The 25,280-nt window shown below is 73.4% G+C and carries 26 protein-coding genes and 1 pseudogene; 12 read left to right on the top strand and 15 right to left on the bottom strand.

All coding sequences use genetic code 11. The features are described from left to right. Positions 1-99 precede the first annotated feature (99 nt). Complete coding sequence (locus AL2_RS38085) at positions 100-528, bottom strand: cytidine/deoxycytidylate deaminase family protein (RefSeq protein WP_067635618.1); 429 nt, start codon at positions 526-528, stop codon at positions 100-102. Next, positions 521-1,207 carry a RibD family protein gene (locus AL2_RS38080; protein WP_218003685.1) on the bottom strand — a complete coding sequence of 229 codons (687 nt, stop codon included), beginning with the start codon at positions 1,205-1,207 and terminating at the stop codon, positions 521-523. Before AL2_RS38080 ends, AL2_RS38085 begins: the two co-directional genes overlap by 8 nt. A gap of 108 nt (positions 1,208-1,315) precedes the next feature. Between AL2_RS38080 and AL2_RS20120 the strand changes: the two genes are divergently transcribed. Further along, entirely contained in the window at positions 1,316-2,443 is a 1,128-nt protein-coding gene (locus tag AL2_RS20120; protein ID WP_067635616.1) for an exonuclease SbcCD subunit D, read from the top strand. A 79-nt stretch (positions 2,444-2,522) separates the two neighbouring features. After that, positions 2,523-5,546, top strand: coding sequence for an AAA family ATPase (locus AL2_RS20115; RefSeq protein ID WP_067635614.1), 3,024 nt, complete (start codon positions 2,523-2,525; stop codon positions 5,544-5,546). Here AL2_RS20115 and AL2_RS20110 read toward each other — a convergent pair. From AL2_RS20110 to AL2_RS20095, 4 genes are all read right to left on the bottom strand, one after another. Next, the gene (locus AL2_RS20110) at positions 5,536-6,483 is read right to left on the bottom strand and encodes a sigma-70 family RNA polymerase sigma factor (protein WP_067635612.1); all 948 of its coding nucleotides are present in this window, start codon (positions 6,481-6,483) and stop codon (positions 5,536-5,538) included. The two genes, AL2_RS20115 and AL2_RS20110, sit on opposite strands and share 11 nt — an antisense overlap. Further along, positions 6,480-7,940 (bottom strand): MFS transporter, encoded by a 1,461-nt coding sequence (locus AL2_RS20105; protein WP_210748407.1) that lies wholly within the window; start codon positions 7,938-7,940, stop codon positions 6,480-6,482. Before AL2_RS20105 ends, AL2_RS20110 begins: the two co-directional genes overlap by 4 nt. A gap of 41 nt (positions 7,941-7,981) precedes the next feature. Then, entirely contained in the window at positions 7,982-8,347 is a 366-nt protein-coding gene (locus tag AL2_RS20100) for a PH domain-containing protein (RefSeq protein ID WP_067635610.1), read from the bottom strand. A gap of 67 nt (positions 8,348-8,414) precedes the next feature. After that, the gene (locus AL2_RS20095) at positions 8,415-8,867 is read right to left on the bottom strand and encodes a MarR family winged helix-turn-helix transcriptional regulator (protein WP_210748408.1); all 453 of its coding nucleotides are present in this window, start codon (positions 8,865-8,867) and stop codon (positions 8,415-8,417) included. Between the two features lie 104 nt (positions 8,868-8,971). Between AL2_RS20095 and AL2_RS20090 the strand changes: the two genes are divergently transcribed. The 4 genes from AL2_RS20090 to AL2_RS20075 all read left to right on the top strand — a co-directional run bounded on the left by AL2_RS20090 (position 8,972) and on the right by AL2_RS20075 (position 13,413). Continuing rightward, complete coding sequence (locus AL2_RS20090) at positions 8,972-9,976, top strand: SMP-30/gluconolactonase/LRE family protein (RefSeq protein WP_067635878.1); 1,005 nt, start codon at positions 8,972-8,974, stop codon at positions 9,974-9,976. 273 nt (positions 9,977-10,249) lie between these two features. Beyond that, the gene (locus AL2_RS39800; RefSeq protein WP_067635608.1) at positions 10,250-11,332 is read left to right on the top strand and encodes a multicopper oxidase family protein; all 1,083 of its coding nucleotides are present in this window, start codon (positions 10,250-10,252) and stop codon (positions 11,330-11,332) included. A gap of 75 nt (positions 11,333-11,407) precedes the next feature. Next, positions 11,408-12,910, top strand: a complete 1,503-nt coding sequence (locus tag AL2_RS20080) for a multicopper oxidase domain-containing protein (RefSeq protein ID WP_083946706.1) — start codon at positions 11,408-11,410, stop codon at positions 12,908-12,910. Positions 12,911-12,930: 20 nt separating this feature from the next. Then, positions 12,931-13,413: a hypothetical protein gene (locus AL2_RS20075; RefSeq protein ID WP_067635606.1), complete on the top strand. Its 483-nt coding sequence runs from the start codon at positions 12,931-12,933 to the stop codon at positions 13,411-13,413. A gap of 73 nt (positions 13,414-13,486) precedes the next feature. On the opposite strand, the gene AL2_RS20070 is transcribed toward AL2_RS20075, so the two are convergent. The 7 genes from AL2_RS20070 to AL2_RS20040 all read right to left on the bottom strand — a co-directional run bounded on the left by AL2_RS20070 (position 13,487) and on the right by AL2_RS20040 (position 19,729). Further along, positions 13,487-14,293: a helix-turn-helix transcriptional regulator gene (locus AL2_RS20070; RefSeq protein WP_067635604.1), complete on the bottom strand. Its 807-nt coding sequence runs from the start codon at positions 14,291-14,293 to the stop codon at positions 13,487-13,489. 67 nt (positions 14,294-14,360) lie between these two features. Next, entirely contained in the window at positions 14,361-14,681 is a 321-nt protein-coding gene (locus AL2_RS20065; RefSeq protein WP_067635602.1) for a GroES family chaperonin, read from the bottom strand. Between the two features lie 10 nt (positions 14,682-14,691). After that, positions 14,692-15,600, bottom strand: a complete 909-nt coding sequence (locus AL2_RS20060; RefSeq protein ID WP_067635600.1) for an NAD-dependent epimerase/dehydratase family protein — start codon at positions 15,598-15,600, stop codon at positions 14,692-14,694. A 32-nt stretch (positions 15,601-15,632) separates the two neighbouring features. Beyond that, positions 15,633-16,409, bottom strand: coding sequence for a serine protease (locus AL2_RS20055; protein WP_067635598.1), 777 nt, complete (start codon positions 16,407-16,409; stop codon positions 15,633-15,635). Further along, a complete protein-coding gene (locus AL2_RS20050) occupies positions 16,379-17,365 on the bottom strand; it encodes a DMT family transporter (RefSeq protein WP_067635596.1) in 987 nt (328 codons plus the stop codon). Before AL2_RS20050 ends, AL2_RS20055 begins: the two co-directional genes overlap by 31 nt. A gap of 118 nt (positions 17,366-17,483) precedes the next feature. After that, positions 17,484-18,251, bottom strand: coding sequence for an SDR family NAD(P)-dependent oxidoreductase (locus AL2_RS20045; RefSeq protein WP_067635594.1), 768 nt, complete (start codon positions 18,249-18,251; stop codon positions 17,484-17,486). A 26-nt stretch (positions 18,252-18,277) separates the two neighbouring features. Next, on the bottom strand, positions 18,278-19,729 hold the full coding sequence (locus AL2_RS20040) for a flavin-containing monooxygenase (RefSeq protein ID WP_067635592.1): 1,452 nt from the start codon (positions 19,727-19,729) through the stop codon (positions 18,278-18,280). 301 nt (positions 19,730-20,030) lie between these two features. Here AL2_RS20040 and AL2_RS20035 point away from each other — a divergent pair, with 301 nt between their 5' ends. Continuing rightward, positions 20,031-20,306, top strand: a complete 276-nt coding sequence (locus tag AL2_RS20035) for a hypothetical protein (RefSeq protein WP_067635590.1) — start codon at positions 20,031-20,033, stop codon at positions 20,304-20,306. Positions 20,307-20,321: 15 nt separating this feature from the next. Here the strand turns inward: AL2_RS20035 and AL2_RS20030 are convergent, their stop codons facing one another. Continuing rightward, positions 20,322-20,987 (bottom strand): helix-turn-helix domain-containing protein, encoded by a 666-nt coding sequence (locus AL2_RS20030; RefSeq protein WP_067635874.1) that lies wholly within the window; start codon positions 20,985-20,987, stop codon positions 20,322-20,324. 83 nt (positions 20,988-21,070) lie between these two features. On the opposite strand from AL2_RS20030, the gene AL2_RS20025 reads away from it, so the two are divergent. Together AL2_RS20025 and AL2_RS20020 are read left to right on the top strand one after the other, a co-directional pair. Next, entirely contained in the window at positions 21,071-21,931 is an 861-nt protein-coding gene (locus AL2_RS20025) for an aldo/keto reductase (protein WP_067635588.1), read from the top strand. Between the two features lie 58 nt (positions 21,932-21,989). Beyond that, the gene (locus AL2_RS20020) at positions 21,990-22,553 is read left to right on the top strand and encodes a PadR family transcriptional regulator (protein WP_067635586.1); all 564 of its coding nucleotides are present in this window, start codon (positions 21,990-21,992) and stop codon (positions 22,551-22,553) included. A 21-nt stretch (positions 22,554-22,574) separates the two neighbouring features. On the opposite strand, the gene AL2_RS20015 is transcribed toward AL2_RS20020, so the two are convergent. Beyond that, positions 22,575-23,576, bottom strand: coding sequence for a diacylglycerol/lipid kinase family protein (locus AL2_RS20015; protein ID WP_245666758.1), 1,002 nt, complete (start codon positions 23,574-23,576; stop codon positions 22,575-22,577). A gap of 97 nt (positions 23,577-23,673) precedes the next feature. Here AL2_RS20015 and AL2_RS40115 point away from each other — a divergent pair. The 3 genes and pseudogenes from AL2_RS40115 to AL2_RS20005 all read left to right on the top strand — a co-directional run. After that, positions 23,674-23,886: pseudogene (locus AL2_RS40115) on the top strand (alpha/beta hydrolase-fold protein); the annotation flags it as partial. Between the two features lie 23 nt (positions 23,887-23,909). After that, a complete protein-coding gene (locus AL2_RS39285; RefSeq protein ID WP_245666756.1) occupies positions 23,910-24,266 on the top strand; it encodes an alpha/beta hydrolase in 357 nt (118 codons plus the stop codon). Beyond that, complete coding sequence (locus AL2_RS20005) at positions 24,247-25,134, top strand: amidohydrolase family protein (protein ID WP_067635582.1); 888 nt, start codon at positions 24,247-24,249, stop codon at positions 25,132-25,134. Before AL2_RS39285 ends, AL2_RS20005 begins: the two co-directional genes overlap by 20 nt. The last annotated feature ends 146 nt before the right edge of the window (positions 25,135-25,280 follow it).

Here is a 25,280-nt window from a genome sequence, read left to right as displayed (position 1 = left end):
AGTTCGGGTAACCGAATGCTTGCTTGGGCACAGCATCGCATGAGGTCCCGGGGCGTTGGCAAGAGCAATGAGACTCGCGTCTCATCTCGCCGCCGCGTCCTAGCGGAGGTGGGCGTTCGGAGTGCGGGCCCGGGAGGCCAGCTCGGGCACCTCCAGGAGCTCCACTCCGGCGGCTTCCAGGAGTTCCGCGCCCACGCCGGCCGCGAAGAGGGCCGGTTCCCGCCAGGCGAACACGACCCGCCGCAGGCCCGCGGCGATGATCAGTTCGGCGCAGGGGCGCGGGCGGGACGCCCGGTGCCCGCAGGGCTCCAGGGACGTGTAGATCGTCGCGCCGGCCAGATCCCCGGCGGTCTTGGCCAGGGCCGCCTCCTCGGCGTGGTCGAGCGGGTCCTTCTCGCGGGAGAATCCGCGCGCCACCTCCCGGCCGTCCGGCCCGACGATCACCGCGCCGACGGAGAAGGCGGTGCCGGACGGCGGGCACAGTTCCGCGAGATCGCAGGCCAGCTCCAGCCAGCCGTGATCATCCACGCGCCGCTCCGATGCGGTACCGCAGCAGCGCCAGGTCGCCGATCCGGGTGGCGTCCTCCAGGCGCATCGGATGGTCCGGGGACTGCGGGAACACCCCGGAGCGGACGAAACGCGGCGCGGACGGGTCGCCGATGAAGAACGGCGCGATCACGAGCTGCAGTTCGTCCACCAGCCCGGACGTCAGGAAGAGGGTGTGCACGCCGCCGCCCCCCTCGACCATCAGCCGGCGGACGCCCCGCGCCGCCAGATCGCCCAGGACGGCCGGGAGGCCGAGCGGGTCGCCCGCGTCCACCACCTCGGCCAGGCCGTCCAGGCGCGGCGCCAGCTCCGCGGCCGCGGCGGACGGGGCGTAGACCAGCTTCGGCGCCTCGCCCGTCGTGAAGAACCGGGCGGCCGGGTCCAGGTCGCCGCTCCAGGTCAGCGTGACCTTGGTCAGGTCGGCGGGCAGCCCCCGCGCGGCGCGGTGCTCCCGGCGCGCGGTGGAGCGGATCAGCAGCTTCGGGTCGTCGGCCCGCACGGTTCCGGCGCCGACGAGGATCGCGTCGCATCCCGCGCGCACCGCGTCGACCCTGTCGAAGTCCGCCGCGCTGGACAGCCGCAGCCGCTCGGGGCCCGCGTCGTCGATATAGCCGTCGGCGGACATCGCGCAGCTCAGCAGCACGTAGGGACGATCACTCACGACGCAACCCTACGGGAGCCGCCGGGATGCGGCGGTCGAAGATCCTTTGGGGCGGCTCGGCGTTTCTGCGCAGGATGTGTCGGAGGGGGTGCCTATGGTTGCTGCGACATGCGAATCCTGCACACCTCCGACTGGCATCTCGGCAGATCGTTCCACCGCGAGGACCTGCTGGCCGCGCAGGCGGCGTTCGTCGACCACCTGGTCGAGACGGTCGCGGCGGAGCGGGTCGAGTGCGTGCTCGTCTCCGGGGACGTCTACGACCGGGCGCTGCCCGCCGTCGACGCCGTGAAGCTGTGCGACGAGGCCCTCGCACGGCTCGCCGAACGCGCCCGGGTGGTGCTCATCGCCGGCAACCACGACTCGGCGCGCCGGCTCGGGTTCGGGTCCGCGCTGATGGACAAGGCGGGTGTGCACGTCCGCACCGACTTCGCGACCGTGGGGCGGCCCGTCGTCGTCGGCGACGCCGCGATCTACGGCATCCCGTACCTGGAGCCCGAACTCGTCCGGCACCCCTGGGACCTGGACGAGCGGAGCCACGCCGCCGCGCTGACCGAGGCCATGCGCCGCGTCCGGGAGGACGCCGCGGGCCGCAGGGAGCGCTCGGTCGTGCTGGCGCACGCGTTCGTGACGGGCGGCGAGTCCAGCGAGAGCGAGCGCGACATCTCGGTCGGCGGGTCGTCGCAGGTGTCGGCGTCGGTGTTCGACGGCGTCGGCTACGCGGCGCTCGGGCATCTGCACGGCGCCTGGCGCATCACCGACCGCGTCCGCTACTCGGGTTCGCCGCTCGCCTACTCGTTCTCCGAGGAGAAGCACGTCAAGGGCTCCTGGCTGATCGATCTCACGGCGGACGGCGTCGCGGGCGAGTTCGTGCCGGCGCCCGTCCCGCGCCGCCTCGCCCGGCTGCGCGGCCGCATCGACGACCTGCTCGCCGACCCGTCCCACGACGCCCTCGAAGACCGCTGGCTGCAGGTGACGCTGACCGACGCGCGCCGCCCGTCCGCCGCGATGGAACGGCTCCGCCGCCGCTTCCCGCACACGCTCGTCCTCGGCTTCGACCCCGAGGGCGGCGGGACGGACGGCACCCGCACCTGGTCCGAACGCGTCCGCGAACGCTCCGCCCTCGACGTCGCCGGCGACTTCGTCGCGGAGGTCACCGACGGCCCCGCGACCGACGCCGAGCGCGCCCTCCTCCGCGAGGCGTTCGAGGCCTGCCGCCAGAAGGAGGCCCTCGCGTGACCGCCCACCGCGCCCCGGCCGAGGGCCGGGCTCCCCGGGCGGGCGCCGCCGTGGCCGGGCCGGGAGCGAGGCGGGCCGGATGAGGCTGCATCGGCTGGAGGTCGCGGCGTTCGGGCCCTTCTCCGGCACCGAGGTGATCGACTTCGACGCCCTGTCCGGCGCCGGGCTCTTCCTCATCCAGGGGCGGACGGGGGCGGGCAAGACGAGCATCCTGGACGCGGTGTGCTTCGCCCTCTACGGGCAGGTGCCCGGCGTGCGCAACGCGGTGAAGGGGCTGCGCAGCGACCACGCGCCGCCCGGCGCCGGGCCGCGCGTGGTGCTGGAGACGACGATCCGGGGCCGCCGGCTGCGGATCACGCGGTCGCCCGCGTGGGAGCGGCCGAAGCTGCGCGGGTCCGGGACGACGACCGAGCACGCCAAGGTCGTCCTGGAGGAGTTCGAGCACGGCGCGTGGACGGGGCTCACCACGCGGCTGGACGAGGCGGGCGACCTGGTGTCGCGGATGCTCGGGATGAACGCCGTCCAGTTCTGCCAGGTGGCGCTGCTGCCGCAGGGGGAGTTCGCCGGGTTCCTGCGCGCCGGCGCGGACGAGCGCCGCAAGGTCCTGGAGCGGCTGTTCGCGGCCGAGGTGTTCACGCAGGTCGAGAAGTGGCTGGCCGACCGGCGCGCCGCGACCGGGCGGGCCGCCGCCGAGCTGAGCTCCGCGGCGGTGTCGATCGCCGACCGGATCGCGGAGGCGACGGGCGCCGCGTCGCCGCGCGGCGAGCGCCCGGCCGTCCCGCAGCCGCGCCGCGCGGAACCGGCCGTGGAGCCCTTCGCCGAGGTCGAGGCGCTGCCCGCGTGGGCGGCCGAGCTGGCCGCCGGGCACGCCGACATCCGCGCGGCCGCCGAGGAGCTGCGGGCGGGCGTCACGGCGACGCTGCACGCGGCCCGCGAGGCCCTCGACGAGGGAAGGGCGCTCGCCGGGCGGCAGCAGAGCCACGCCGAGGCCGTCGCCCGACGCGACGCCCTGGCCGGGCACGCGGAGGAGAAGTCGCGGATGGCGTCGCGGCTCGACGCCGCGGCCCGCGCCGCCCGGGTCGTCCCGCTGGTGAAGGACGTCGGTGACCGGCACGGCCGCGCGGTGCAGGCGCGCCGCTGGGCGGAGGAGACCCGGGCCGAGGTCGCCGCGCTGCTGCCGCCGAAGGCGCCGGAGGACGTCCTCGCCAAGGCGGAGCGCGACCGCCGCGACGAGGCCGCCGCGCTGGAGGGCGGGCGCGCCACGGCCGCCCGGCTCCGCGACATCGAGCGGCAGCGGGAGACGCTGGCCGCCGAGCTGCGCCGCCGGGAGCCGCAGGAGGCGCGGGCCGCCGCCGCGCTGGCGGAGCTTCCCGGCATCGTGGCCGCCGTCCGGGCCGAGCTGGACGAGACCAGGATCGCGGCGGCGGGCCTCAACGGGGCCGAGGCCGCCGTCCGGGACGTCCGGCGCAGGCTCGACGCCGCGCACCGCCGCGACCAGGTCGAAAGCCTGCTCACCGCCGCCGAGGAGGCGCAGCGCGCCGCGGTCGACGCCGCGCAGGAGGCCCGCGACCGCGCCCAGGAGCTCCGGCAGGCGCGACTGGACGGCATGGCCGCCGTCCTCGCCGCGGAGCTGGCGGACGGTGAGCCGTGCCGGGTCTGCGGTTCCACCGAGCATCCCGCGCCCGTCGCCTCGCTCGCCGTCGTCCCGACCGAGGACGAGGTCGACCGCGCCCAGGCCGCCTACGAGCAGGCGCAGGAGCGGCGGGAGAAGCAGACCGGCGAGGTGGAGTCGCGGCGGTCCGAACGCGACCAGCTGGCGGAGACGGCCGGGGACGCGCCCGCCGCCGTCCTCGCCGCGGAACTCGCCGAGGCCCAGGAGGCGCTCGACGCCGCCATGGCGCGGGCGGCGGAGGCCGAGCGGCTGGAGACCGTGCTCCACCGGCACGAACAGGAACTCGACCAGGCCCGGGACGAGCACGACCGGGTGTCCCGGCTGCTCACCGAGAACCGCGCGCAGGGCAGGGAACTGGCCGCCGAGCAGGCGCGCCTCACCGCCGACCTCGACAAGGCGCGCGGCGACGACCCGACCCTGGAGGCGCGCATCGCCCGCCTCACCCGCGAGGCCGACGCGCTGGGCGAGGCCGTCGAGGCGTCGCGCGCCTCCGGCCGCGCCGACGAGGAGCTGTCCGCCGCCCGCGCGAGGGCGAGGCGGGAGGCCGAGGAGCAGGGGTTCGGGACGCCCGACGAGGTCCTCGAGGCCGCGCTGCCCGACGAGGACCAGGGCGGCCTCCGCGACCGGATCCGGCAGTGGGACGACCAGGAGGCCCAGGTCCGCGCCCTGCTCAGGGACCCGGCGCTCATCGAGGCCGCCGACGCGCTCGCCCCCGACCTGCCCGCCCTCGAAGCGGCCGTGCGGGCGGCCGAGGCGGCGCACACGGAGGCGGCGAGTGCCGCCGACCGCGCCGGGTACCGCTGCGACCGCCTCGCCGAACTGCGCGGGCAGCTCACCGGCGCCGTCGCCGAATGGCGGCCCGCCGCCGAACGCCACGAGGTCGCCGAGCGGCTCGCCGGGCTGGCGTCCGGCAAGCACCCCGCGAACCGGCACGCCATGTCGCTGTCGGCGTACGTTCTCGCCGCCCGCCTCGAACAGGTCGTCGCCGCCGCGAACGAGCGCCTGTCCCGCATGTCCGGGGGCCGCTACGCCCTCGTCCACACCACCGGGAAGGCGGCCGGCGACCGCACGAAGGGCGCGGGCGGCCTCGGCCTCCGCGTCGCCGACGCCTGGACGGGCCTGACCCGCGACCCGGTCACCCTCTCGGGCGGCGAGTCGTTCATCACCTCGCTGTCCCTGGCGCTCGGCCTCGCCGATGTCGTCACCGCCGAGGCCGGCGGCACCGAGATCGGCACGCTGTTCGTCGACGAGGGCTTCGGCACCCTCGACGAGGAGACGCTCGACGAGGTCATGGACGTCCTGGACGGCCTGCGCGACGGCGGCCGGGCGGTCGGCATCGTCAGCCATGTCGCGGAGCTGCGCGCCCGCATCCCCGCGCAGCTCCGCGTCACCAAGGACCGCGCCGGCTCCACCGCGCGGATCATCGTCTGACCGGCGCCTCCGCGGCCAGCCCGAACGCCTCGAACAGCGCCGGGTCCTGGAACGCCACGATCCGGGCGATCGACGGTCCGGAGACGGTCAGCACCTGGATGGAGTGCGGGCGCCCGTCCAGGTACACGGCGGCGGCGGGCTGTTCGTTCGCCGCCGTCGGGACGAGCCGCCACGTGTCCGCCCCGCAGCGGGTCGCGAAGATGCGGGCCAGGAAACGGCTGACGTCGAGCCGTCCCCGGAACCAGGTCGGCCGCGGCGGCATCTCCAGGATCGCGTCGTCGCGCAGCAGCGCGGTGATCGTGGCGACGTCGGCGTTCTCGAACGCGCTGACGTAGCGGTCCAGGAGCCGCCGGGCGTCCGGCTCCGCGGGCTCGACGACCCGTCCGGTGTCGGCCTCCGCCAGCCGTGCCCGCGCCCGCTGCAGGATGCTGTTCACCGCCGCCGTGGACGTGCCGAGCGCCTCGGCGACCTCCGCGGCCCGCCACGCCAGCACGTCCCGCAGGATCAGCACCGCCCGCTGCCGCGGCGGCAGCAGCTGCAGCGCGGCGACGAACGCGAGCCGCACGCTGTCGCGGGAGACGGCGATGGCGGCCGGGTCCAGGGCGTCCGGCCACGGCTGCAGCCACGCGTTCCGGTCCGCCGGCGGGTCGAGCGGACCCTCCGGGGCGTCGCTCGGCTGCCCGAGCGACGACGGCAGCGGGCGCCGCGCCGACAGGGCGAGCGCGTCCAGGCACGCGTTCGTCGCGATCCGGTACAGCCAGCCGCGCAGCGGCCCGCGCCGCTCGTCGAACGTGCCGCGGGACCGCCACGCCCGCAGCAGCGTCTCCTGCACCGCGTCCTCGGCGTCGTGGACGGAGCCGAGCATCCGGTAGCAGTGGGCCAGCAGCTCCCGCCGGTACGGGTCGGTGCGGCCCGCGAACTCGTCGGCCGTCGTCATGACCGGATCATCTCCGACGGGACGGGTGCCGCGGAACCGGCGGAGACGGGGGCGCGGCGGCCGGACGTGCCGAGCCCGGCGAGCGCGGCGGCGAGCGCGATCGCGCCGAGCACGCCGACGGCGGGCGCGAACCCGTCGGTGAAGGCGCGCGGCGAGGCGTACCCGCCGGACGCGGCGAACACCGCGGCGGACACCGCGATCCCGAACGTCCCGCCGAGCTGGCGCAGCGTGTTGAACGTGCCGGCCGCGACGCCGATCGCGGGCACCGACCCGATGACCGCGTTCTGCGCCGCCGGCATGGCGAGCGACACCCCGACCCCGGCGAGCACCAGCGGCGGGACGAGCGCGGCGTAGTCCAGGCCCGGCGCCGCGATCAGCGCGATCCACCCGAACGCGGCCGCCTCCAGCAGCAGCCCGCCGGTGAGCAGCGGACGCTCCCCGAACCGGGCGACGAGCGCGCCCGCGAGCGGCGCGACGACGAACAGGGTGACGGTCCAGGGCACGAGCCGCAGCCCGGTGCCGAGCGGGCCGTGGCCGAGCCCGACCTGCAGGAACTGCGCGAAGAAGAACGCCGCGCCGAAGATCGCGGCGTAGAGCAGGAACCCGGCCGCGTTCCCGGCGGCGAAGGCGGGCACCCGGAAGTAGCGCATCGGCAGCATCGGTTCGGCGGCGCGCCGCTCCCACAGCACGAACGCGACGGTCAGCACGGCCCCGGCGGCGAGCGCGCCGGCGACCTCGGGGGCGGCCCAGCCGGCGGCGTTCCCGCGGACGAGCCCCCACACGAGGCCGAGCGCCGCGCCCGCCACGAGGACGGCGCCGCCGGGGTCCGCCCGCCGCGCGGCGCCCCGGCTCTCCGGCACGAACGCGCGGACGAGCAGGATCAGCACCGGGCCGAGCGGGACGTTCAGCCAGAAGATCCACTGCCAGCTGAGGCCCTCGGTGATCGCGCCGCCGACGAGCGGCCCGCAGAGCGTGGCGAGCCCGGTCACCCCGCTGAAGACCCCGAGGGCGCGGGCGCGCCGCTCCGCCGGGTAGGCCGCGCTGAGCAGCGCCATCGCGTGCGGCAGGACCATCGCGGCGCCGGCGCCCTGCACCGCCCGCGCCGCGATCAGCGTGCCGACGCCCGGCGCGAGCGCGCACGCCGCCGACGCGGCCGTGAACACCGCGAGCCCGGCGCCGAGGACGCGGCGGCGCCCGTGGCGGTCGCCGAGCGCCGACGCCGGCATCAGCAGGACGGCGAAGGTGAGCGTGAAGGCGTTGACGGTCCATTCGAGGGTCTCGATCGAGGCGCCGAGACCCGTGCGTGTATCGTGTCGAGGGCGGTCGTCACCACGAGCATGTCGAGCAAGATCATCAGCGCTGCCGCCGATGTCAGCGCGAGCACCCGGCCCTCGGTGGAAATCCTGCGCATGTGGCCTCCCGGCCGTCGAGTAGCGGTGAGGGCGGACGGCCCTCACGGGTACTACCGGGCGGGAGGCCGGAACTCATCGGCCGGGCGTCACGAGATGTACTGGAGGATCACGTTGTGGACGTGGTGGCTCTTGTCGCTGCCGCGGAACTCGATCTCGTAGGTGTGCGTGCCCACGTTGATCGCGATCGAGCCGGTGGAGAAGTAGGACCCGGCCCACGACTTGTTGCTGACCACGCTCACCGACGTGATCTTGGAGTAGGGCACGCTGGTGATCGCGTACTTCTTGCCGGCGAAGCTCTTGTCCTGGATGATCACGCGCCGGTCGGTGAGGCCGACGAACCCGGTGCCCGCCCCGACCGCGTCGTAGACGGCGATGATCTGCTCGCCGGGGATCAGCCCGCTCTCGATCTGCTTGAGCTGGCTAGACCTGTCGTGGTCGATCTCGTCGCCCATCGGTCCCTCCGGTGTTCGGTGTGCCGTTCGACGGACGCGCGGTCCGTCCCGTTCCGTACGGAGTGTCTCAGCCGCGGCGCGGGGACCGGGCCGCTTCGAGGAAGCCGACGCACCGGCCGAGCAACGCGATCAGCGTCTCCCGCTCGGCCTCGTCGAACTCGGCGGCGAGCCCCCGTTCGAGCTTGACCGCGCGGGCGTCGGCGTCGGCGAGCGCCTTCTCGCCCGCGGCGGTGAGCCGGGTCTCCAGGACGTTGCGGTGCCACTCGTGCGGCGTCCGCTCGATCAGCCCGCCTTCCTGGAGGTTCTTCAGGACGGTGTTCATCGTCGGCGGGGTGACGGCGCACGCGCGCGCGAGCGCGGCGGCCGACATGCCGGGGTTCTCGGCGAGCCGGAGCAGGGCGGAGTACTGCGGCACGGTGAGCCCGCTCGTCTTCAGCGCCGCCTGCTTGGCTCCGCTGAGCGCCTGCTCGGCGCGCTTGAGGTGGGAGCCGATCCGCTCCGGGACGGGCATCGAGGTCATGCCCGCATCGTATCCAGCCGCCGAACGGAAGACCGTTGACGAGCATTAGAACTCTAACTATCGTATGTACGCGTTCTAATGATCTACCACGAATGGAGACGTTCATGTCCCCCTTCCAGCGCTCCGCCGCGGCCGTGGGCGCGGCCCTCGCGGTGGCGGTCCTCCCGGCGTCCGCCGCCATGGCACCGCCCGCCGCCGCCCGCGAGGTCGCCCACCGGGCGCCGATCTCCACGGCCTACGTCCTGCCGGGCGACCGCGTGTACCCCGAGGGCGTCGCCGCGGACCCCCGCGGCGACGCGCTCTACGCCGGATCCTTCGAGGACGGCACCGTGTACCGGATGCGGCCGGGCCGCCGCGTGGCCGAGGTGTTCCTCCCGGCCGGCGCGGACGGCCGGCACACCGCCAACGGCCTCAAGGTCGACCGGGCCGGACGGCTGTGGGTGGCCGACTCCACGTCCGGGGTATCGGTGTACGACACGCGGACCCGCCGCCTCCTGGCGCGGTTCACCGTCCCCGGCGGCGGCGGCCGGTTCGTCAACGACCTCGCCATCGCCCCGGGCGGAAGCGCCTACCTGACCGACAGCGCCCGTTCCGTCGTCTACCGCGTCACACCGCGCGACCTGGCCGAAGCCCTCGGCGGACGCGCGACACTCGCGGTGGCCTTCGACCTGGACGACGTCCTCGAACCGCACCGTCCCGGAGACTTCACCCTCAACGGGATCGTCGCCGACCCCGCGGGCCGCTACCTGCTGACCGGCGACATGCTCGGCGGAGACCTGTACCGCCTCGACCTCGCGACCGGCGCCATCCGCGAAGTCGCCCTGGAGGGAGGCGACATGCACAACGCCGACGGGCTCGAACTCCAGCACGGGCGGCTCTGGACGGCCCACAACGTCGACAACGTCATCAACCGCTGGCGCATCACGTCCGGCGGGACCGGGGCCAGCCTGGAGCGCACCCTCAAGGACGCGTCCCTGCAGGTTCCGACGACGCTCGTCCGCCGCCACGGAACCCTCTACGTGGTGCGCTCCCAGTTCGACAAGGGCGGCCCGCTCGGCGCCGGCACCCCCGAGATCCCCTTCACCATCGCCGCCGTCCGCGGAGTCTGAGACGCCGAAGATGCACGCGCCGGCGGGGGACACCTCGCCCAGCGATGCGGCAAAAAAACTAGTGTAATTGGTCAAAATATGGCCGTGCAGGCGGGGGTCGCAGTGCCGGCGCGCGTCCCCCGCCTCTCGGCCCCGCACTTCTCTGACCAGCAAGGTTATGCGGACAGTCGATGTTGTGCGGTGCTTCACACCTCCCGCCTATGGACCTGGACCGGGTTGAGCAATTAAACCTAATGCTCTCGTGAAAATTAAGACCCGGAAGGGGTCGGCAGGATGGATGGAGCAAGATCGAGGGCGCTGGTCGCGGCGATCGCGTTCGCGCTCGCGCTGACCGTGTCGCTGTGGACGATTCCACGCGGCAGCGGCGCGGCCGAGGCATCGCACGCGGCGGAGTCCTCACAGGCGGCGGAGCCGGCCGGGGCCGCGCAGCCGCTCGCCGCGGAGAACGGCGGAACATCGCACGACGCGTCCGGCGGCGGTGCGGACGGCTGGAAGGCCATGGACGACGCCATGGCGAAGCGGGACAAGAGCTTCCCCGCGGCGACCAAGGGCCAGGGCGGGCAGGACCTCGTCCCCAAGGTGCTGGCTGACGGCACCAAGGAGTTCCACATGACGGCCGCGCCCGTGAAGTGGGAAGTGGAGCCCGGCAAGGTCGTGGACGCCTGGGGCTTCAACGGCATGGTGCCCGGCCCGACGATCCGCGCGAACGTCGGCGACAAGGTCCGCATCGTGGTCAAGAACGAGCTGCCCGAGCCGACCAGCGTCCACTGGCACGGCATCCAGCTGCCCAACAAGATGGACGGCGTCCCCAACGTCACCCAGGACTCGATCAAGCCGGGCAAGTCGTTCGCCTACGAGTTCCCGGTGACCCGGATCCAGGACACCTGGTACCACTCCCACTACGACGGTGTGAAGCAGGTGAGCAGCGGGCTGTGGGGCGCGATCCAGTTCGGTGACATGCCCACTCCGAACAAGGAGAAGGTGGCGCAGAAGCAGATCATCCAGATCCAGGACTCCGGCGTCATCGGGATGACGCTCAACGGCAAGGGGTTCCCCGCCACCAAGCCGCTGAAGGCCAAGCTGGGCGACTGGGTGCAGGTCACCTACGTCAACGCGGGCACCATGGCCCACCCGATGCACCTCCACGGTGTGGACCAGGTGATCATCGCCAAGGACGGGTTCCCCCTGGAGCAGACCTACAAGGCCGACACGATCAACGTCGCGCCGGGCGAGCGCTACACCGTCCTGATCCACGCCGATCAGCCGGGCAAGTGGATCTGGCACTGCCACATCTTCCCCCACGCCGAAGGCCCCCAGGGCATGTTCGGCCTGGTCATGGAGATGCAGATCAGCTGACCGAGGCGAGCGCGGCCGCCGCGCGCGGCCCGTACGACCGCCCATACCCCCCATTTCGCAATCTGGAGTAAGGCAATGCCCATCACACCCCCGCCGGATCACCCGGCACCGGACAGACCGTCCGGCCGCACCGCCCGCACCGCCCGCACCGCCCGCACCGCCCGCGGCCGCTGGGTCGCGGCCCTGAACGGGTTCCTGCCCGCCATCAGCGCGGCGCTCGCCCTCGGCCTGATCGTCGGGCTGCTCATGGTCAGCGCGTCGCCCGGCCACGAGAACGGCACGCTGGCCTCGGCGGCCGACGCCGCCCCGGCCGCCTCCGCAGGCGGCGGCGCAGCCCTTCCCGGGAAGGGCAAGAAGGTCACCCTCGACTTCGAAGAGGGCGACATGTACATCAAGCCGAACAAGGTCACCGTCCCGGCCGGCGCCGACGTCACCGTGAACGTCGTCAACAAGGGCAGCCAGGCGCACACCCTGAGCCTGCTGGGCAAGACGAGCAACCAGCTCCAGCCCGGCAAGTCCGAGACGCAGCACTGGGGCGTGCTGACCCAGTCCACCCAGGCGTGGTGCGTCATCCCCGGCCACAAGGAGGCCGGCATGCTCGTCGAGGTCACCGTGACCGGCGGCGAGAGCGCCTCGACGGCCGCCGCGGGCGGCACCGACGCGGCCGCGACCGGGGCCGGCGCCACCGGCGACTCCGCGAACGCCAAGATCGACCCGGCCGCCAAGCCCGCCGCCGGGTGGAAGCCGCACGACCCGACGGCGCCCGCCAACGACGGCAAGGACGTCCACGAGGTCACCTTCACCGTCACCGAGCAGGAGACCGAGGTCGCCCCCGGTGTGAAGCAGACCCGGTGGACCTACAACGGCACCGCGCCCGGCCCCACACTGCGCGGCAACGTCGGCGACACCTTCCGGATCAAGCTCGTCAACAAGGGCTCGATGGGGCACTCCGTCGACTTCCACGCCTCGAAGGTCGCGCCGAACGTCCAGATGAGGACGATCAAGCCCGGGGAGACGCTCGTCTACGAGTTCAAGGCGCAGTTCGCCGGCATCTTCACCTACCACTGCGGCTCCGACCCGATGATCTACCACATGGGCAACGGCATGCACGGCGCCGTGATCATCGACCCGCCGAAGCTCGACAAGGTCGACAAGGAGCTGGTGCTCGTGCAGTCCGAGCTGTACCTCGGGCCGCAGGGCAAGCCCGGCGACATGAAGAAGATGCTGGCCGGCGAGTACGACGCGGTCGTCTTCAACGGCTACCACAACCAGTACGTCCACGCCCCGATCAAGGTGAAGCCCGGGGACCGGGTCCGCGTGTGGGTGGACGACGGCGGCCCCAACGAGAACATCGCCTTCCATGTCGTCGGGACGATCTTCGACACGGTCTGGAAGGACGGCGCCTACAGGGTGCGCAAGGACAACGCCGACAAGGGCGGCGCGCAGGTCCTCGACCTGCAGCCCACGCAGGGCGGCTTCGTCGAGTTCACCCTCCCCGACGCCGGCACCTACCCGTTCCTCGGCCACAAGATGCAGAACATGGCCGCCGGCGGCGTCGGCGTCTTCCAGGTCGGCTGATCCACCCTCAGGAGGTGACCATGACAACCATCGAGAGCAGCGGCACGACGGCCGCCCCGGCGTTCTCGGCCGTGCCCACGGCCAGGCGCGTCGCGGCGATCGGCTCGGTCCTCGCCGCGTTCATCCACTACGCCGTCGTGCCGGAGCACGTGAACGAATGGTGGGCGTACGGCGTCTTCTTCAGCGCCGTCGGCATGTTCCAGCTCGTCTGGGCCGTGCTCGCCTACACCGGGAAGGAGCGGCCGCTGCTGCTGTCCGGGCTCGCCGTCAACCTCGGCGTCCTCGCCCTGTGGGTGGTGAGCCGCACCGCCGGACTGCCCTTCGGCCCGGAGTCGGGCGAGGCGGAGGCGGTCGGCGTCCTCGACGTGCTGAGCGGCGTCGCCGAACTGGCGCTGGTCGGCGGGATCCTGCTCGCCCTGCGCCGCTCGCGTCCCAAGCCGGAGCGTTCCGGGGCGGAGCGTTCCGGGGCGGCCGCGGAGGAATCGGCGGAGCGGAGCGGCTGAACGCCGCCCGGCCCGGCCGTTGGCTCGCGGACGCCCGAAAGGGGGCCCGCGGGCCTTCCGCGCGTCCGGACCGTCAGCCCCCGGCCTCGCCGTCCGTCTGATCGGTCCCGCCGTCCGCCGAGGCGGCCTCGCCGTCCGTCTGATCCGCCTTGTCGTCCGGCTGATCGGCCTCGCCGTCCGTCTCGGCGGCGCGGCGCAGGTACGCAAGGCAGAGGTGCGGCTCCACCAGCGGATCGAGCCGATCCGCCACCAGCGGCACGTCCATTTCGGCGAGCGCGCCCTGGATCAGGCCGAGGTGCAGCCTGCACACCACGTCCGCATGCTGCTCGGCGACCGTGCCGAAGGGGCAGTTGCGCACCCGGATGCGGATCTCGTCCGGGTCCGCATGGTCGGTGTCGTGTTCGAACTCGGGACTGAACCCGATGCCGGCCATCATCCGGTTGAGGCGTTTCAGGGCCTCGGCCGGGCCGAGACGCTGGAACGGCGCGGGCGCGTCGGCGAGATGGCGGCCCCAGGCGCGGCCCGCCTCCAGCGCGGCCCGCTCCGGATCGGGGAGCAGACCGGAGACCAGGCTCGCCAGCATCTCGGCGAGCAGCCGGTAGCTGTGCCGGCCGTCCACGGCCTCCGCCCGGTACATCATGCGCGGGCGGCCGGGCCGGTCGCGGTCCTCGGCCACCCGTTCCACCAGGCCGGCCTCGGCCAGCCCGTCGAGATGGAAGCGGGTCGTGTTGGGGTGCAGCCCGGCCCGCTCGGCGATATCGCGCACGCCCAGCGGAGCCGCGCCCGCCTCGCGGATCACCTGCAGGACCCGTGCGCGGCTGCCGCCGAGTCCCGCCTCGGCCACCGACGGCTCCGCGTCCACCCACTCGCGGTCGTCCATGCCTCCGAGTTTATGCATATCAACTAGTGAAAATCACGTGCCGACGGCGCACGATCGGGCGGCGCGGTCAGAGGTAGAGGCCGGTGCCGTGCTCGGGACGCTCGCTGGCGATGGCGTGCAGGTCTCGTTCGCGCATGACCAGGTAGTCCTCGCCCTGGATCTCGACCTCGTACTGGTCGCCCGGGTGGAACAGCACGCGGTCGCCGGGCTTGACGGTCCGCACGTGGTGGCCGACCCCGCAGACCTCGCCCCAGACCAGGCGGTTCTCCTGCTCCACGGTCGCGGGGATCACGATCCCGCCGGTGCTGCGGCGCTCGCCGCTGTCCTTCTCGACCTTGATCATGACCCGGTCGTGCAGCATCTGGACTTCGAACTTGGGCTCGGACACGCCGGCGAGTTTAGCCGTCCGCGCGGGTCAGGGCGTCCCACGAGCCCGCGATGATCTCCGGCAGCGCGGAGCGCTCGGGCCGCCAGCCGAGCTCGGCGCGGATCGCGGTGGCGTCGCAGACCAGCACCGGCGCCTCCGGCCGCGCCGGGCGGCGGCGGGCGGGCACCGGCCGGCGGGTCGCCCTCCCGACGGCGGCGACGACCTCGTGGACGGCCGTGCCGATGCCGCTGCCGACGTTGTAGACGCGGTCCTCGCCGGGCCGGACGGCCTCCAGCGCCCGCACGTAGGCGGCGGCGAGGTCGTCGACGTGCAGGTACTCGCGGACGGCGAGCCCGTCGCCGTTGATGTCGATGTGCGGGGCGCGCCCGGCGGCCACGGCGAGTGCCTTCGGGATCAGCCGGGTCTCGTCGGGGTCGATCCGGCCGTCCACCGATCCGGCGACGTTGAACGTGCGCAGCACGACCGCGCCGGCGGCGCCCGTCCGGGCGTGGTACCGGACGGCCTGCTCGGCGGCCAGCTTCGACGCCCCGTACGGGCTGGCGGGCGCGGTGGCCGCGGTCTCGGGGATCGGCTGCCGCTCCGGCGTCCCGTACACGGCGGCCGTGGACCCGAACACGATCCGGTCCGCGGCCACGGCCTCCAGCAGGTTCACCGTGCCCTGGACGTTCGCCGCGAAGTACCGCAGCGGCCGCTCGAACGATTCGCGGACGCGGGTGAGCGCAGCGAGATGGCACACCCCGTCGTACGGCCCGCGCGGCAGCCCGTCCGGGACGAGCAGATCACCGCGCACGGCGCGGACGCCGCCCGGCAGTTCGGCGTCCCGCCGCACCAGCCCGTCGACCTCGTGCCCGGCCGCGACCAGCCGCCGCCCGACCGCGTACCCGATGTATCCCGCCGCCCCCGTCACCAGTATGCGCATGCGGCCAGCATCGAGCCGCGGCGTCGCCCGGTTCAAGGCAGGGAGCGGAGCCTCGCGTAGACGCCGGGGTAGCCGGGTTCGGCGCAGCCGTAGCCCCAGGAGGTCAGCGCGGCGACCCGGCCGCGGACGATCAGCGGCCCGCCGCTGTCGAACTGGCACGTGTCGGCCCGGTCCGATCCGGCGCAGAGCATGTCGGACGGATCGAACGAGTCGCCGTAGGCCTCCCGGCACGCCGCGTCGCCCCGCAGCGGGACGTCCGCCGCCCGCAGCCGCGTGTTGAGCAGGTCGTTCTGGGACGTGAAGCCCCAGCCGAGGATCTTCCCCGTCCGGGCGGAGCCGGGCTGCCCGAGCGTGGCGAGGGGCCGGTTCACGGGCCGCGCGAGCGTGAGGACGGCGACGTCGTGGTGCAGGACGGTCTCGTCCTTGAACGAGGTCTCCCGGTACTCGGGATGGATGCGCAGCGACGTCACCGCGACCGTCTCGCCGCCCCCGCCGGTCAGGTCGTCCCGGCCGAAAGTGGCCGTGAGCAGGCCCGGCACCGAGCGGAACAGCGACACGCAGTGCCCCGCCGTGAGCACCTGGTCCGGTTTGATCAGCGCGCCGCCGCAGAACTGCCCGGACGGCCGGACGAAGAAGATCGGCGACCCCACCGCGGCCAGCCACGGGTACGCCGCCGACGACGCCGGGGCGCCGCCCACGATGGCGGACGCGGGGGCGGGCGCCAGCGGCAGCGCCGCGGCGGTGCCGGTCAGCGCGAGGGCGGCGCCGAGCGCGGCCGTCAGGAGGGGCCGGCGGGAGTGGAGGGCCATCTCGGCAATGTACGAGCATCGAAGGCCGGGTGCACGCTGTTCCGGACGGCCGGTTCCGGCGCCCGCTCCTCGTGCCGGGGGAACAGCACGAGCGCGAGCAGCGCCAGGATGAAGCCGCCCGCCCGCAACAGGAACGGGCCCGCGTCGCGCGGCCAGTCCTCGCCGAACAGGACACTGCTGGCGAGGAGCAGGTAGGACCGGCCGATGACGGTGAGCACGACCGCGACGATCGCGACCCGGCAGCGCTGCAGCGCGACCTGCAGCTGCCCGAGCGCGATCGCGGCGAGGCCGATCGTCAGGTACGGGTAGGCGGACTGCAGCACCGCCTGGACGCTGCCGGTCTCCTGGTAGACGATCGAGATGCCGCGGACGCCGGCCTCGGCGAGCCCGGCGCACGCCCCGGCGCCGATCCCGTAGGCGACGCCGGCCAGCTTGCGGGCGTGCCGGCCGGTCGCGCGGCGGTCTCCGACCAGCCACACCAGCGCCGCGATGAGCACCGCGGGGGTGCAGATGGCGATCATCATCCAGGGCCGTGCGAGGGTGCCCGCCAGCGTGGCGTCGGCGTGCAGGTCGCCCTCCTCGGTGGCCGACAGCCCGATCAGCATCGTGGCGAGGACGAACAGCGCGACGCTCGTCCACTCCCGGACGCTGAGCCGCTCGCCGAGGAACCGCACCGCGTAGGCGACGAGCAGCACCAGGGCCACGGCGAAGATCGGCTGGGCGACGGCGAGCGGCATCGCGGAGAACGCCACGACCTCGTAGCCGAGGCCGAGGAACAGCAGCAGCCCGCCGCCGAGCCACAGCGGGTCGGTCAGCATGAGCCGGGCGACACGGAACGGGCGGCTGCCGCGCAGCGGCTCCATGCGGCGCGCGGAGGCGCGGAAGACGATGAAGGCGATGTAGTAGACGGTGGTCGCGATCAGTGCGAGGGCGGCATAACCCAGGTCGGAACCCATCGGGAGGAGCCTCTCGGTGGACGGGGACGGGGCATGTCGTTCGGCGCGCCATCGAATCGACCTTGCTCTCAGCCTGCCCCGTCGGCGTTCCCGTTGCAAGTGACCGCTTACCTGGAAATCAGTCGTATCCGCGGCCGGTGGTGGACGAAAGGCGCGTGACCAGTCCGCGTGGGACGAACCGGGCGGCGGCGGCGAGCGCCTTGTACTGCGCGCCCGGGATGCTGACCTCGACGCCGCGGCGCAGATCGCGGAGCGCGGTGTCCACGACGTCGTCCTTGTCCAGCCACATGAAGTCGGGCAGACCTGACATGTCCATCTGTGCGCGCTCGTGGAATTCGGTGTGCACGAAACCGGGACAGAGCGCCATCACCCGGACGCCGCCGCGCGACCGCTGCCGGAGGTCGGCCGCGATGCCCCGGCTGAAGCTCACCACCCACGCCTTGGACGCCCCGTAGGTGCCGCGCGTCGCGAACGCCGCCATCGACGAGACGTTGACCACCGCGCCCCGGCCGCGCTCCAGCATCCCCGGCAGGGCGGCGTGCGTGAGCCGCAGGACGGCCTCGCAGTGCACCTTCAGCATGGTCAGCTCGTCCGACACGGGGACGTCCAGGAACACGCCCTTGTTGCCGAACCCGGCGTTGTTGACCAGCAGGTCGACGTCCTTGCGGACGCGCTCCTCGGCAGCCGCCAGACCCTCCTCGGCGGACAGGTCGGCGGGCAGCGCCTCGGCGTGGACGGCGTACCGGCCGCGCAGCTCCGCGGCGGTCCGGTCCAGGCGTTCGGCGTCGCGGGCGAGCAGGACCAGGTCGAACCCGTCGGAGGCGAGGCGGCGGGCGAACGCGGCGCCGAGGCCCGCGGTCGCGCCGGTGATGAAGGCGGTCGGCATGCCTTCGAGCCTAAGCGGCCCGGTGCCTAAGCCGCGCCCCGGACGGTGAAGTGCCGCGGGTCGGGACGGCGCGTCGCGCGGCGGTAGGCGAAGGTGAACCCCGGCCAGTTGTTGACGACCGTGCCGTCGGCGGTCATGTACCAGCTCTGGCAGCCCGCCTCCCACACGGTCGTGCGCATCCGCTCGCGCATCTCCCGGGTGAAAGCGTCCTGCACGTCCGGCTTGACGTCGATCCAGGCGAGGCCGGCGCCGCGGAGCGCCTCCACGCAGCCGAGGACGTACCGGATCTGCGACTCCAGCATGTAGATGATCGAGTTGTGCCCGAGGTTGGTGTACGGGCCGTACAGCAGGAACAGGTTCGGGAAGCCGCTGACCGTGATGCCGAGATGCGCCTGCGCGCCGTCCCGCCACGCCTCGTTCAGCTCCCGGCCGTCCCGCCCGACGATCTTCATGGGGGAGAGGAACTCGGTGGACCGGAACCCCGTCCCGTACACGATGACGTCCACGTCGTACGCGCGGTTCGCCGTCTCGACCCCGGACGGCGTGATCCGCTCGATCGGGTCGGTGACGAGGTCGACGTTGGGCCGGGCGAGCGCCGGATAGTAGTCGCTGGAGATCAGGATCCGCTTGCAGCCCATCGGGTAGCCGGGGATGAGGGCATCCCGCAGCACCGGGTCCTCGACGCCGTCCCTCAGCGTGTCCTTGAACCGCTTCTCCAGCATCGCCATCAGCTTCGGGTACTTGATGAACCCCAGCGCCCGCGCCTCGTACGCGAGGTAGGTGTAGACGCGGTTCAGCTCCCACAACCCGGGCGTCTTCGCCATGACGGCCTGCTGCCACGTCCGGTACACCCGGTCCGGCTTGTCGATCACGTACGGCGCGGATCGCTGGAACAGCCGCAGTTCCGCCGCCTCCTTCGCGACCTCCGGGACGAACTGGATCGCGCTCGCGCCCGTCCCGATCACCGCGACCCGCTTGCCGCGCAGGTCGGCGCCGTGGTCCCAGCGGGCGGAGTGGAAGCTCGTCCCGGCGAAGGAGTCGCGTCCTTCGATCTCCGGCAGGACGGGCCGGTTCAGCTGCCCGCACGCCGAGACCAGCACCCGCGCCTCCAGGTCGCCGTCCGTCGTGGAGATCCGCCAGATCGCGGCGTCCTCGTCGAAGCGGGCCTCGGTGACCTCGGTACCGAACCGGATCTTCTCCAGCACCCCGTACTTGCGGGCGCAGTGCCACAGGTAGTCGAGGATCTCGGCCTGCGGCGGGAAGCGGCGCGTCCAGTCCGTCTTGCGCTCGAACGAGAACGAGTACAGGTGGGACGGGACGTCGCACGCCGCGCCCGGATAGGTGTTGTCCCGCCAGGTGCCGCCGAGCCCCTCGGCCTTCTCCAGGATCACCAGATCGCGGACGCCGGCCTCCCGGAGCCGGATCGCCATCCCGATCCCGCCGAACCCGCTTCCGATGATCACCACGCTGTGCGTCATGGCAGTCCCGAACCTCGTTCTACTCGGTACCCACCGAGCCTAGGTGACCATGAGGTCACTGAACAGATGCCCCCACCGCCCGGTTTCCGTCGGTGCCCTCCGCCGGCGTCCCGCCGTGCTCTGCGATCCTGGCCCGGATCAGGTGATGATCACCGGAAACGCCCGGAACCGTCGGTGGCTTCTGTAAAGATCACCTCTATGTCCGACGACCTGCGGGCGCATCTGGACGCGCTCAACGCGGCCCGTCGAGGCCGCGGCGGCCCGCCGCGGCATCACGCCCGCGCAGCTCGTGGAGCGCGGCGTGCCCGCGCACGGCCTCGGCCGGGACGGCTCGCTCGCCCGCGACATCGGCGCCTACCAGGCGGTGCTCGTCATCGAGGACCCGATGACCGTCCGGCTCACCTTCACCGGCGCGGACGGCCGGCCGCTGCGCACCGTCCCGGGCGCGCTCAAGGTCCCGTTCGCCGCCGAGATCAGGGAGCTGAAGTCCCTGGTGAGGCAGGTGCGCGCGACGCTCGCCGCCGACCACAGGATCAGCGACGAGACCGTGCTGGCGCGGATCAAGCGAGGCGCCTGACGGACCCGAGGACCGCTAGCCGATCAGGCCGAACTCGTGGGCGCGGAGGCCGGCCTGGAAACGGGAGTCGGCGTCCAGCAGCGTGAGGATCTCCGCGACGCGGCGTCGGTAGGTGCGCAGCGACAGGCCGAGCCGCCGCGCCGCCGCCTCGTCCTTCAGCCCGCCGCCGAGCAGCCGCAGGATGTGCCGGCTCTCCTCCGACAGCGCGGGCGGCCGGTCGCGGCGGTAGTCGGCCAGCTCGACCGCCGTCTCCCAGGTCGCCCGGTACAGCGAGACGACGCCGCGCACCACGCTCGGCGACCGGACGACCGTGTACTCGCGCACCCCGCCCTGTGCCGGGCCCGCGAGGATCGCGACCCGCCGGTCCACGATGATCGTCTCGTGCGGGAGCGGGGCCGGGCAGATCCGCACCCGCACCCCGGCCCGGTCCAGCTCGACCAGATGCCGCTCGGACTCCTCGTCCGCGAGCGCCGCCGGGCTGTAGAGCTTGCGGACGTCGGGCGCGACCCCCATGGCGTGCCGCTGCGCGACGATCCGCTCCCGGGAGCCGGGCAGCGCCCACGTGTTCATGTCGGTGGCGGCGCAGGCGAACTCCTCGCACGCGAGGAACAGCCGCCCGGCGCGCTCGATCAGCTCCGTCTCGCCGCGCAGCACCACGTTCCGGTCCACATCAACGCTCATCGCCATCGAGTCTGCCACGTGAACGGTGGCAGCAAGCTGCCAGCCGTTCGCCCCCCGCGCCGCCGCGCAGCACCGTGGAGCGCATGACGACAGAGAGCACCTTCGACATCGGCGGGGACCTGCGCGTCGGCCGGATGGGCTTCGGCGCGATGCGGCTGCCCGTGAGCACCCTCCACGGCCCGGCGAACGACCGCGGCACCGGGCTGAAGATCCTGCGCCGGGCCGTCGAGCTGGGCGTCGACCACATCGACACCGCCGCGTTCTACTACCACCAGGACGGGCCGGCGGCGAACGAGATGATCCGCGCGGCGCTGAGCCCCTACCCGTCCGGCCTGGTCATCGCCACGAAGGTCGGGCCGTACCGGGGGCCGGGCGACCCGATCCCGTCCGGGCAGATCCCCGCGTCCGGGCTGCGCGCCGAGGTGGAGCGGAACCTGCGCGAGCTGGGACGCGACCACCTCGACCTCGTGTACCTGCGGCCGGGCGGCCTGGAGGACCCGGCGGACGAGCCTATCGGGGAGCGTTTCGAGGTCCTGGCCGGTCTCCGCGAGGAGGGCCTCATCCGGCATCTCGGGCTGAGCCACATCAGCGCGGCGCAGCTCGCCGAGGCGCGGGGGATCGCGCCCGTCACCGCCGTCCAGAACCGCTTCGACATCACCCAGCCCAGGGACACCGAACTCCTGGAGATCTGCGAGCGCGAGCACATCGCCTACGTGCCGTACTTCCCGCTCGGCGGGTTCGGCATCCCCGACGACGTCCGCGTCAACGCCGTCGCCGCGCGGCACGGCGCGACCGTCCCGCAGGTGCTCCTCGCGGGCCTGCTCGCCCTCTCGCCCGTGATGCTGGCGATCCCCGGCACCGGGTCCCCGGACCATCTGGAGGAGAACCTGGCCGCCGCCGGCCTGGCACTGACGAGCGAAGATCTCGCCGCCTTGCGGAGCTAGTCCCCGCATCCGCCCGGACCGTCTACCCTGGACAGGTTTTTGCGTACAGGGGGAGACCATGTCGACGACGCGGCTGCTGGTGCTCGGCGGGGTGCGGCGGTTCGGGCGGGCGCACGGGTACGAGGTGCGGCGCGAGCTGATGTCGTGGGGCTCGGACGAGTGGGCCCACGTGAACCCGGGCTCGATCTACCACGCGCTGAGGCAGCTCGCCAAGGAGGGCCTGCTGCTCGCCCACGAGGTGGAGGAGAGCGAGGCCGGGCCGCCGCACACCGACTACGAGATCACCGGCGCCGGGCGGGAGGAGTTCCTGCGGTTGCTGCGCTGCGCCCTCGCCACCGTCGACATCCGGCATCCGGAGATGCTGACGGCCGGGCTCGGCTTCCTCACCGAGCTGCCGCGCGCCGAGGCGGTCGAGCTGCTGCGCAAGCGGCTGGACGGGCTGGCCGGGTGGCGTGCGTCGGTCGCCCCGCACCTGGACGAGCAGGACCCGTCCGACCATCTCCGCGAACTGCTCGGCTACTGGGTGCACTCCGCCGAGTCCGCCACGCGGTGGACGCGGGGGCTGATCGAGCGGCTGGAGTCCGGCGCCTACGTCATGGCCGGCGAGGCCGCGCCGGGCTAGCCGCCCCGCCGGGCCCGGCCGTCAGGTGTCGGAGAACGAGCGCGGGACGATCACCCGCAGCGCGTTGCCGCGCAGCTTGATCGAGACGGGCGTGCGGCCGCGGATCTCGCCGTCCACGTCCACCCGCATCGGCGGGTCGGTCTCGATCTCGACCTGCGCGGTGGTGAGGAACGCGTCGTCGGCCAGCGACCGCCACTGCCCGGTGAGGACGTGCCGGGCCGTCGCCGACGCCAGCCGCAGCCGCCGCTCGTCGCCCAGCCGGTAGACGGCGAGCAGCCGGTCGTCGGGGCTGGCGTCGCGGGCGATCCGCTGGCCGCTGTGGTGCGCGCCGTTCGCGATGTTCAGCTGGTGCGTCGCGACCTCGTGCGTCTCGCCGCCGATCGTGATGCGGGCGGTGAACGCGTCGTGCCGGGGCAGCAGCCCCGCCGCCGTGAGCGCGTACGCGGGACGCCCCACGAACCGCTTCAGCGTGTGCGGGACGTTCTCGGCGACCTGGACCGACAGCCCGAGGCTCACCATGTTCGCGAAGATGTGCTCGCGGTCGGCGCCCGGCCCCTCGCCCTGCGGGTCGCCGGTCGACTCGAACCAGCCGACGTCCACGTCCGCGACCTTGCCGCCGTCGGGGCCGCCGACGGCGAGGGTGCGGATCGCGCCGGGCAGGTCGAGCGGCAGTTCCAGGCTGCGGGCGAAGTTGTTGGTGGTGCCGAGCGGGAGCACGCCGAGCGCGATGTCGCGGTGCGCCAGATGCCCGACGGCCTCGGCGACCGTCCCGTCGCCGCCGCCGACGACCACGAGGTCGGGCTCCAGGGTGAGGACGTCGGTGAACAGCTCGCGCAGCCGGGTCGGATCGGTGACCGGGAAGACGTGCAGGAACTCCAGCCCCGACTCGCGCAGCAGCCGGCGGGCCGTGCCGTAGAGCCGGCGGCCCCGCCGGGACCTGGAGTTGATCACCAGCACCGCGCGCCCGCCGCCCGCGATGGCCGACTCCAGTTCCGCCTTGCTCCGCATCTCGACGCTCCGCATCTCGACCGGTCGCCCTCCTCGTCCGCGTCACCCTACAAGGAACGTGAACCGGAATCCCGGCCCGACATTTTATAAACCGATTACAGAGCGTTGAAACATGGCGCCGACCGACTGGTGGAATCGCGGCGGCGGCGGCGCGCCGAAGTGGGAGACGTTCCATCTCGCCGAACTCCGGCAGATTCTGGAACGCGGATACCGCGCCGGCCCGGACCGCGCCGTCGCCGGCAGTTCGACGGGCGGCCTCGGCGCGCTGGCGTACGCGGCCCGGCACCGCGGCCTCTTCCGGGCGGCGGCCTCGTTCAGCGGGCCCGTGCACACCCTGCACCGCGACCCGTGCGGGCTCGACGTCGCCGACCCGACGAGCAGCGCGTCGTGTGGCGGCAGCACAACCCCTACGACCTGGCCGGCCGGCTCGCCGGCGTCCGCCTGCACGTCAGCTCCGGCGACGGCACCCCCGGCCCCTACGACGCGGGCGCGGCGGCGGACGTGCTGGAGACCCTGGCCTGCACGGTGTCCCGGGAGTTCGCCGGCAAGCTGGGAAGGCTCGGCATCCCGGTCACGACGCACTTCTACCGGGGCACCCACACCTCGCCCTACTGCGGCGTGAGCTGCGCGCGGCGCTGCCCGCCCTGCTGGCCGAGATCACCTGACGGGCGGTTAGGGTCGGAGCGTGGCCGAACCTCGTTCTGATGCAGCCGTTCCCCCGTTCTGGCAGGCGCTCGGGCTGCCGGGCATCATCGACGTCCACGTCCACTTCATGCCGCCGCGGCTGATGAGCGCGGTCTGGGGGTACTTCGACGAGGCCGGCCCGCTGATCGGCACCGAGTGGCCCATCCGGTACCGGGACTCGGAGGAGGAGCGGCTCGCGTTCCTGCGCGGGCTCGGCGTCCGCGCGTTCACGTCGCTGTCCTACCCGCACCGCCCCGGCATGGCCGAGTCGCTGAACGAGTGGAGCGCGCAGTTCGCCGCCAGGGTTCCCGAATGCGTACCGACCGCCACGTTCTTCCCCGAGCCGGGCGTGGCGGAGTACGTCGCCCGCGCCCTGGACGCCGGCGCCCGCGTCTTCAAGGTCCACCTCCAGGTCGGCGGGTTCGACCCGCGCGTCAAGGAACTGGACGCGGTGTGGGGGATGCTCGCCGAGGCCGGGGTGCCCGCGCTCGTCCACGCCGGTTCGGGCCCGGTCGCGAACGGCTACACCGGTCCGGGCCCGTACGGGGAGGTCCTCGCCCGCCATCCGCGGCTGACGACGATCGTCGCGCACCTGGGCGCCCCGGAGTTCGAGGGGTTCTTCGCCCTGGCCGACGCCTACGAGCGCGTCCACCTGGACACGACGATGGTCTTCACGAGGTTCGCCAGCCTGGCCGCGTTCCCGGACGCGCTGCTGCCCCGGCTCCGTGAGCTGGGCCTGGAGGGGCGGATCCTGCTCGGCACCGACTTCCCGAACATCCCCTACGAGTACGCGCACCAGCTGGAGTCGCTGGCCGCGCTCGACCTGGGCGACGACTGGCTCCGGACCGTCTGCTGGCACGGTGCCGCCAAGCTGTTCGGGCTGTCATAAGGGGCGGGCCGCCCGTTTCATGGATTTTCACGCCGGACGGCTGGTCATAACGGGACCCGATCCCGCTTCTTGACAGCACCTGCGGCACTCGCGACTTTGGGAGCGCTCCCACACCGTCGAACGAGGTCCCCGCAATTGGAGAAACG

The organism is Actinomadura latina NBRC 106108 (genome assembly GCF_001552195.1).
Taxonomy (GTDB): Bacteria; Actinomycetota; Actinomycetes; order Streptosporangiales; family Streptosporangiaceae; genus Spirillospora; species Spirillospora latina.
This window is presented reverse-complemented; position numbering and strand designations above follow the sequence as displayed.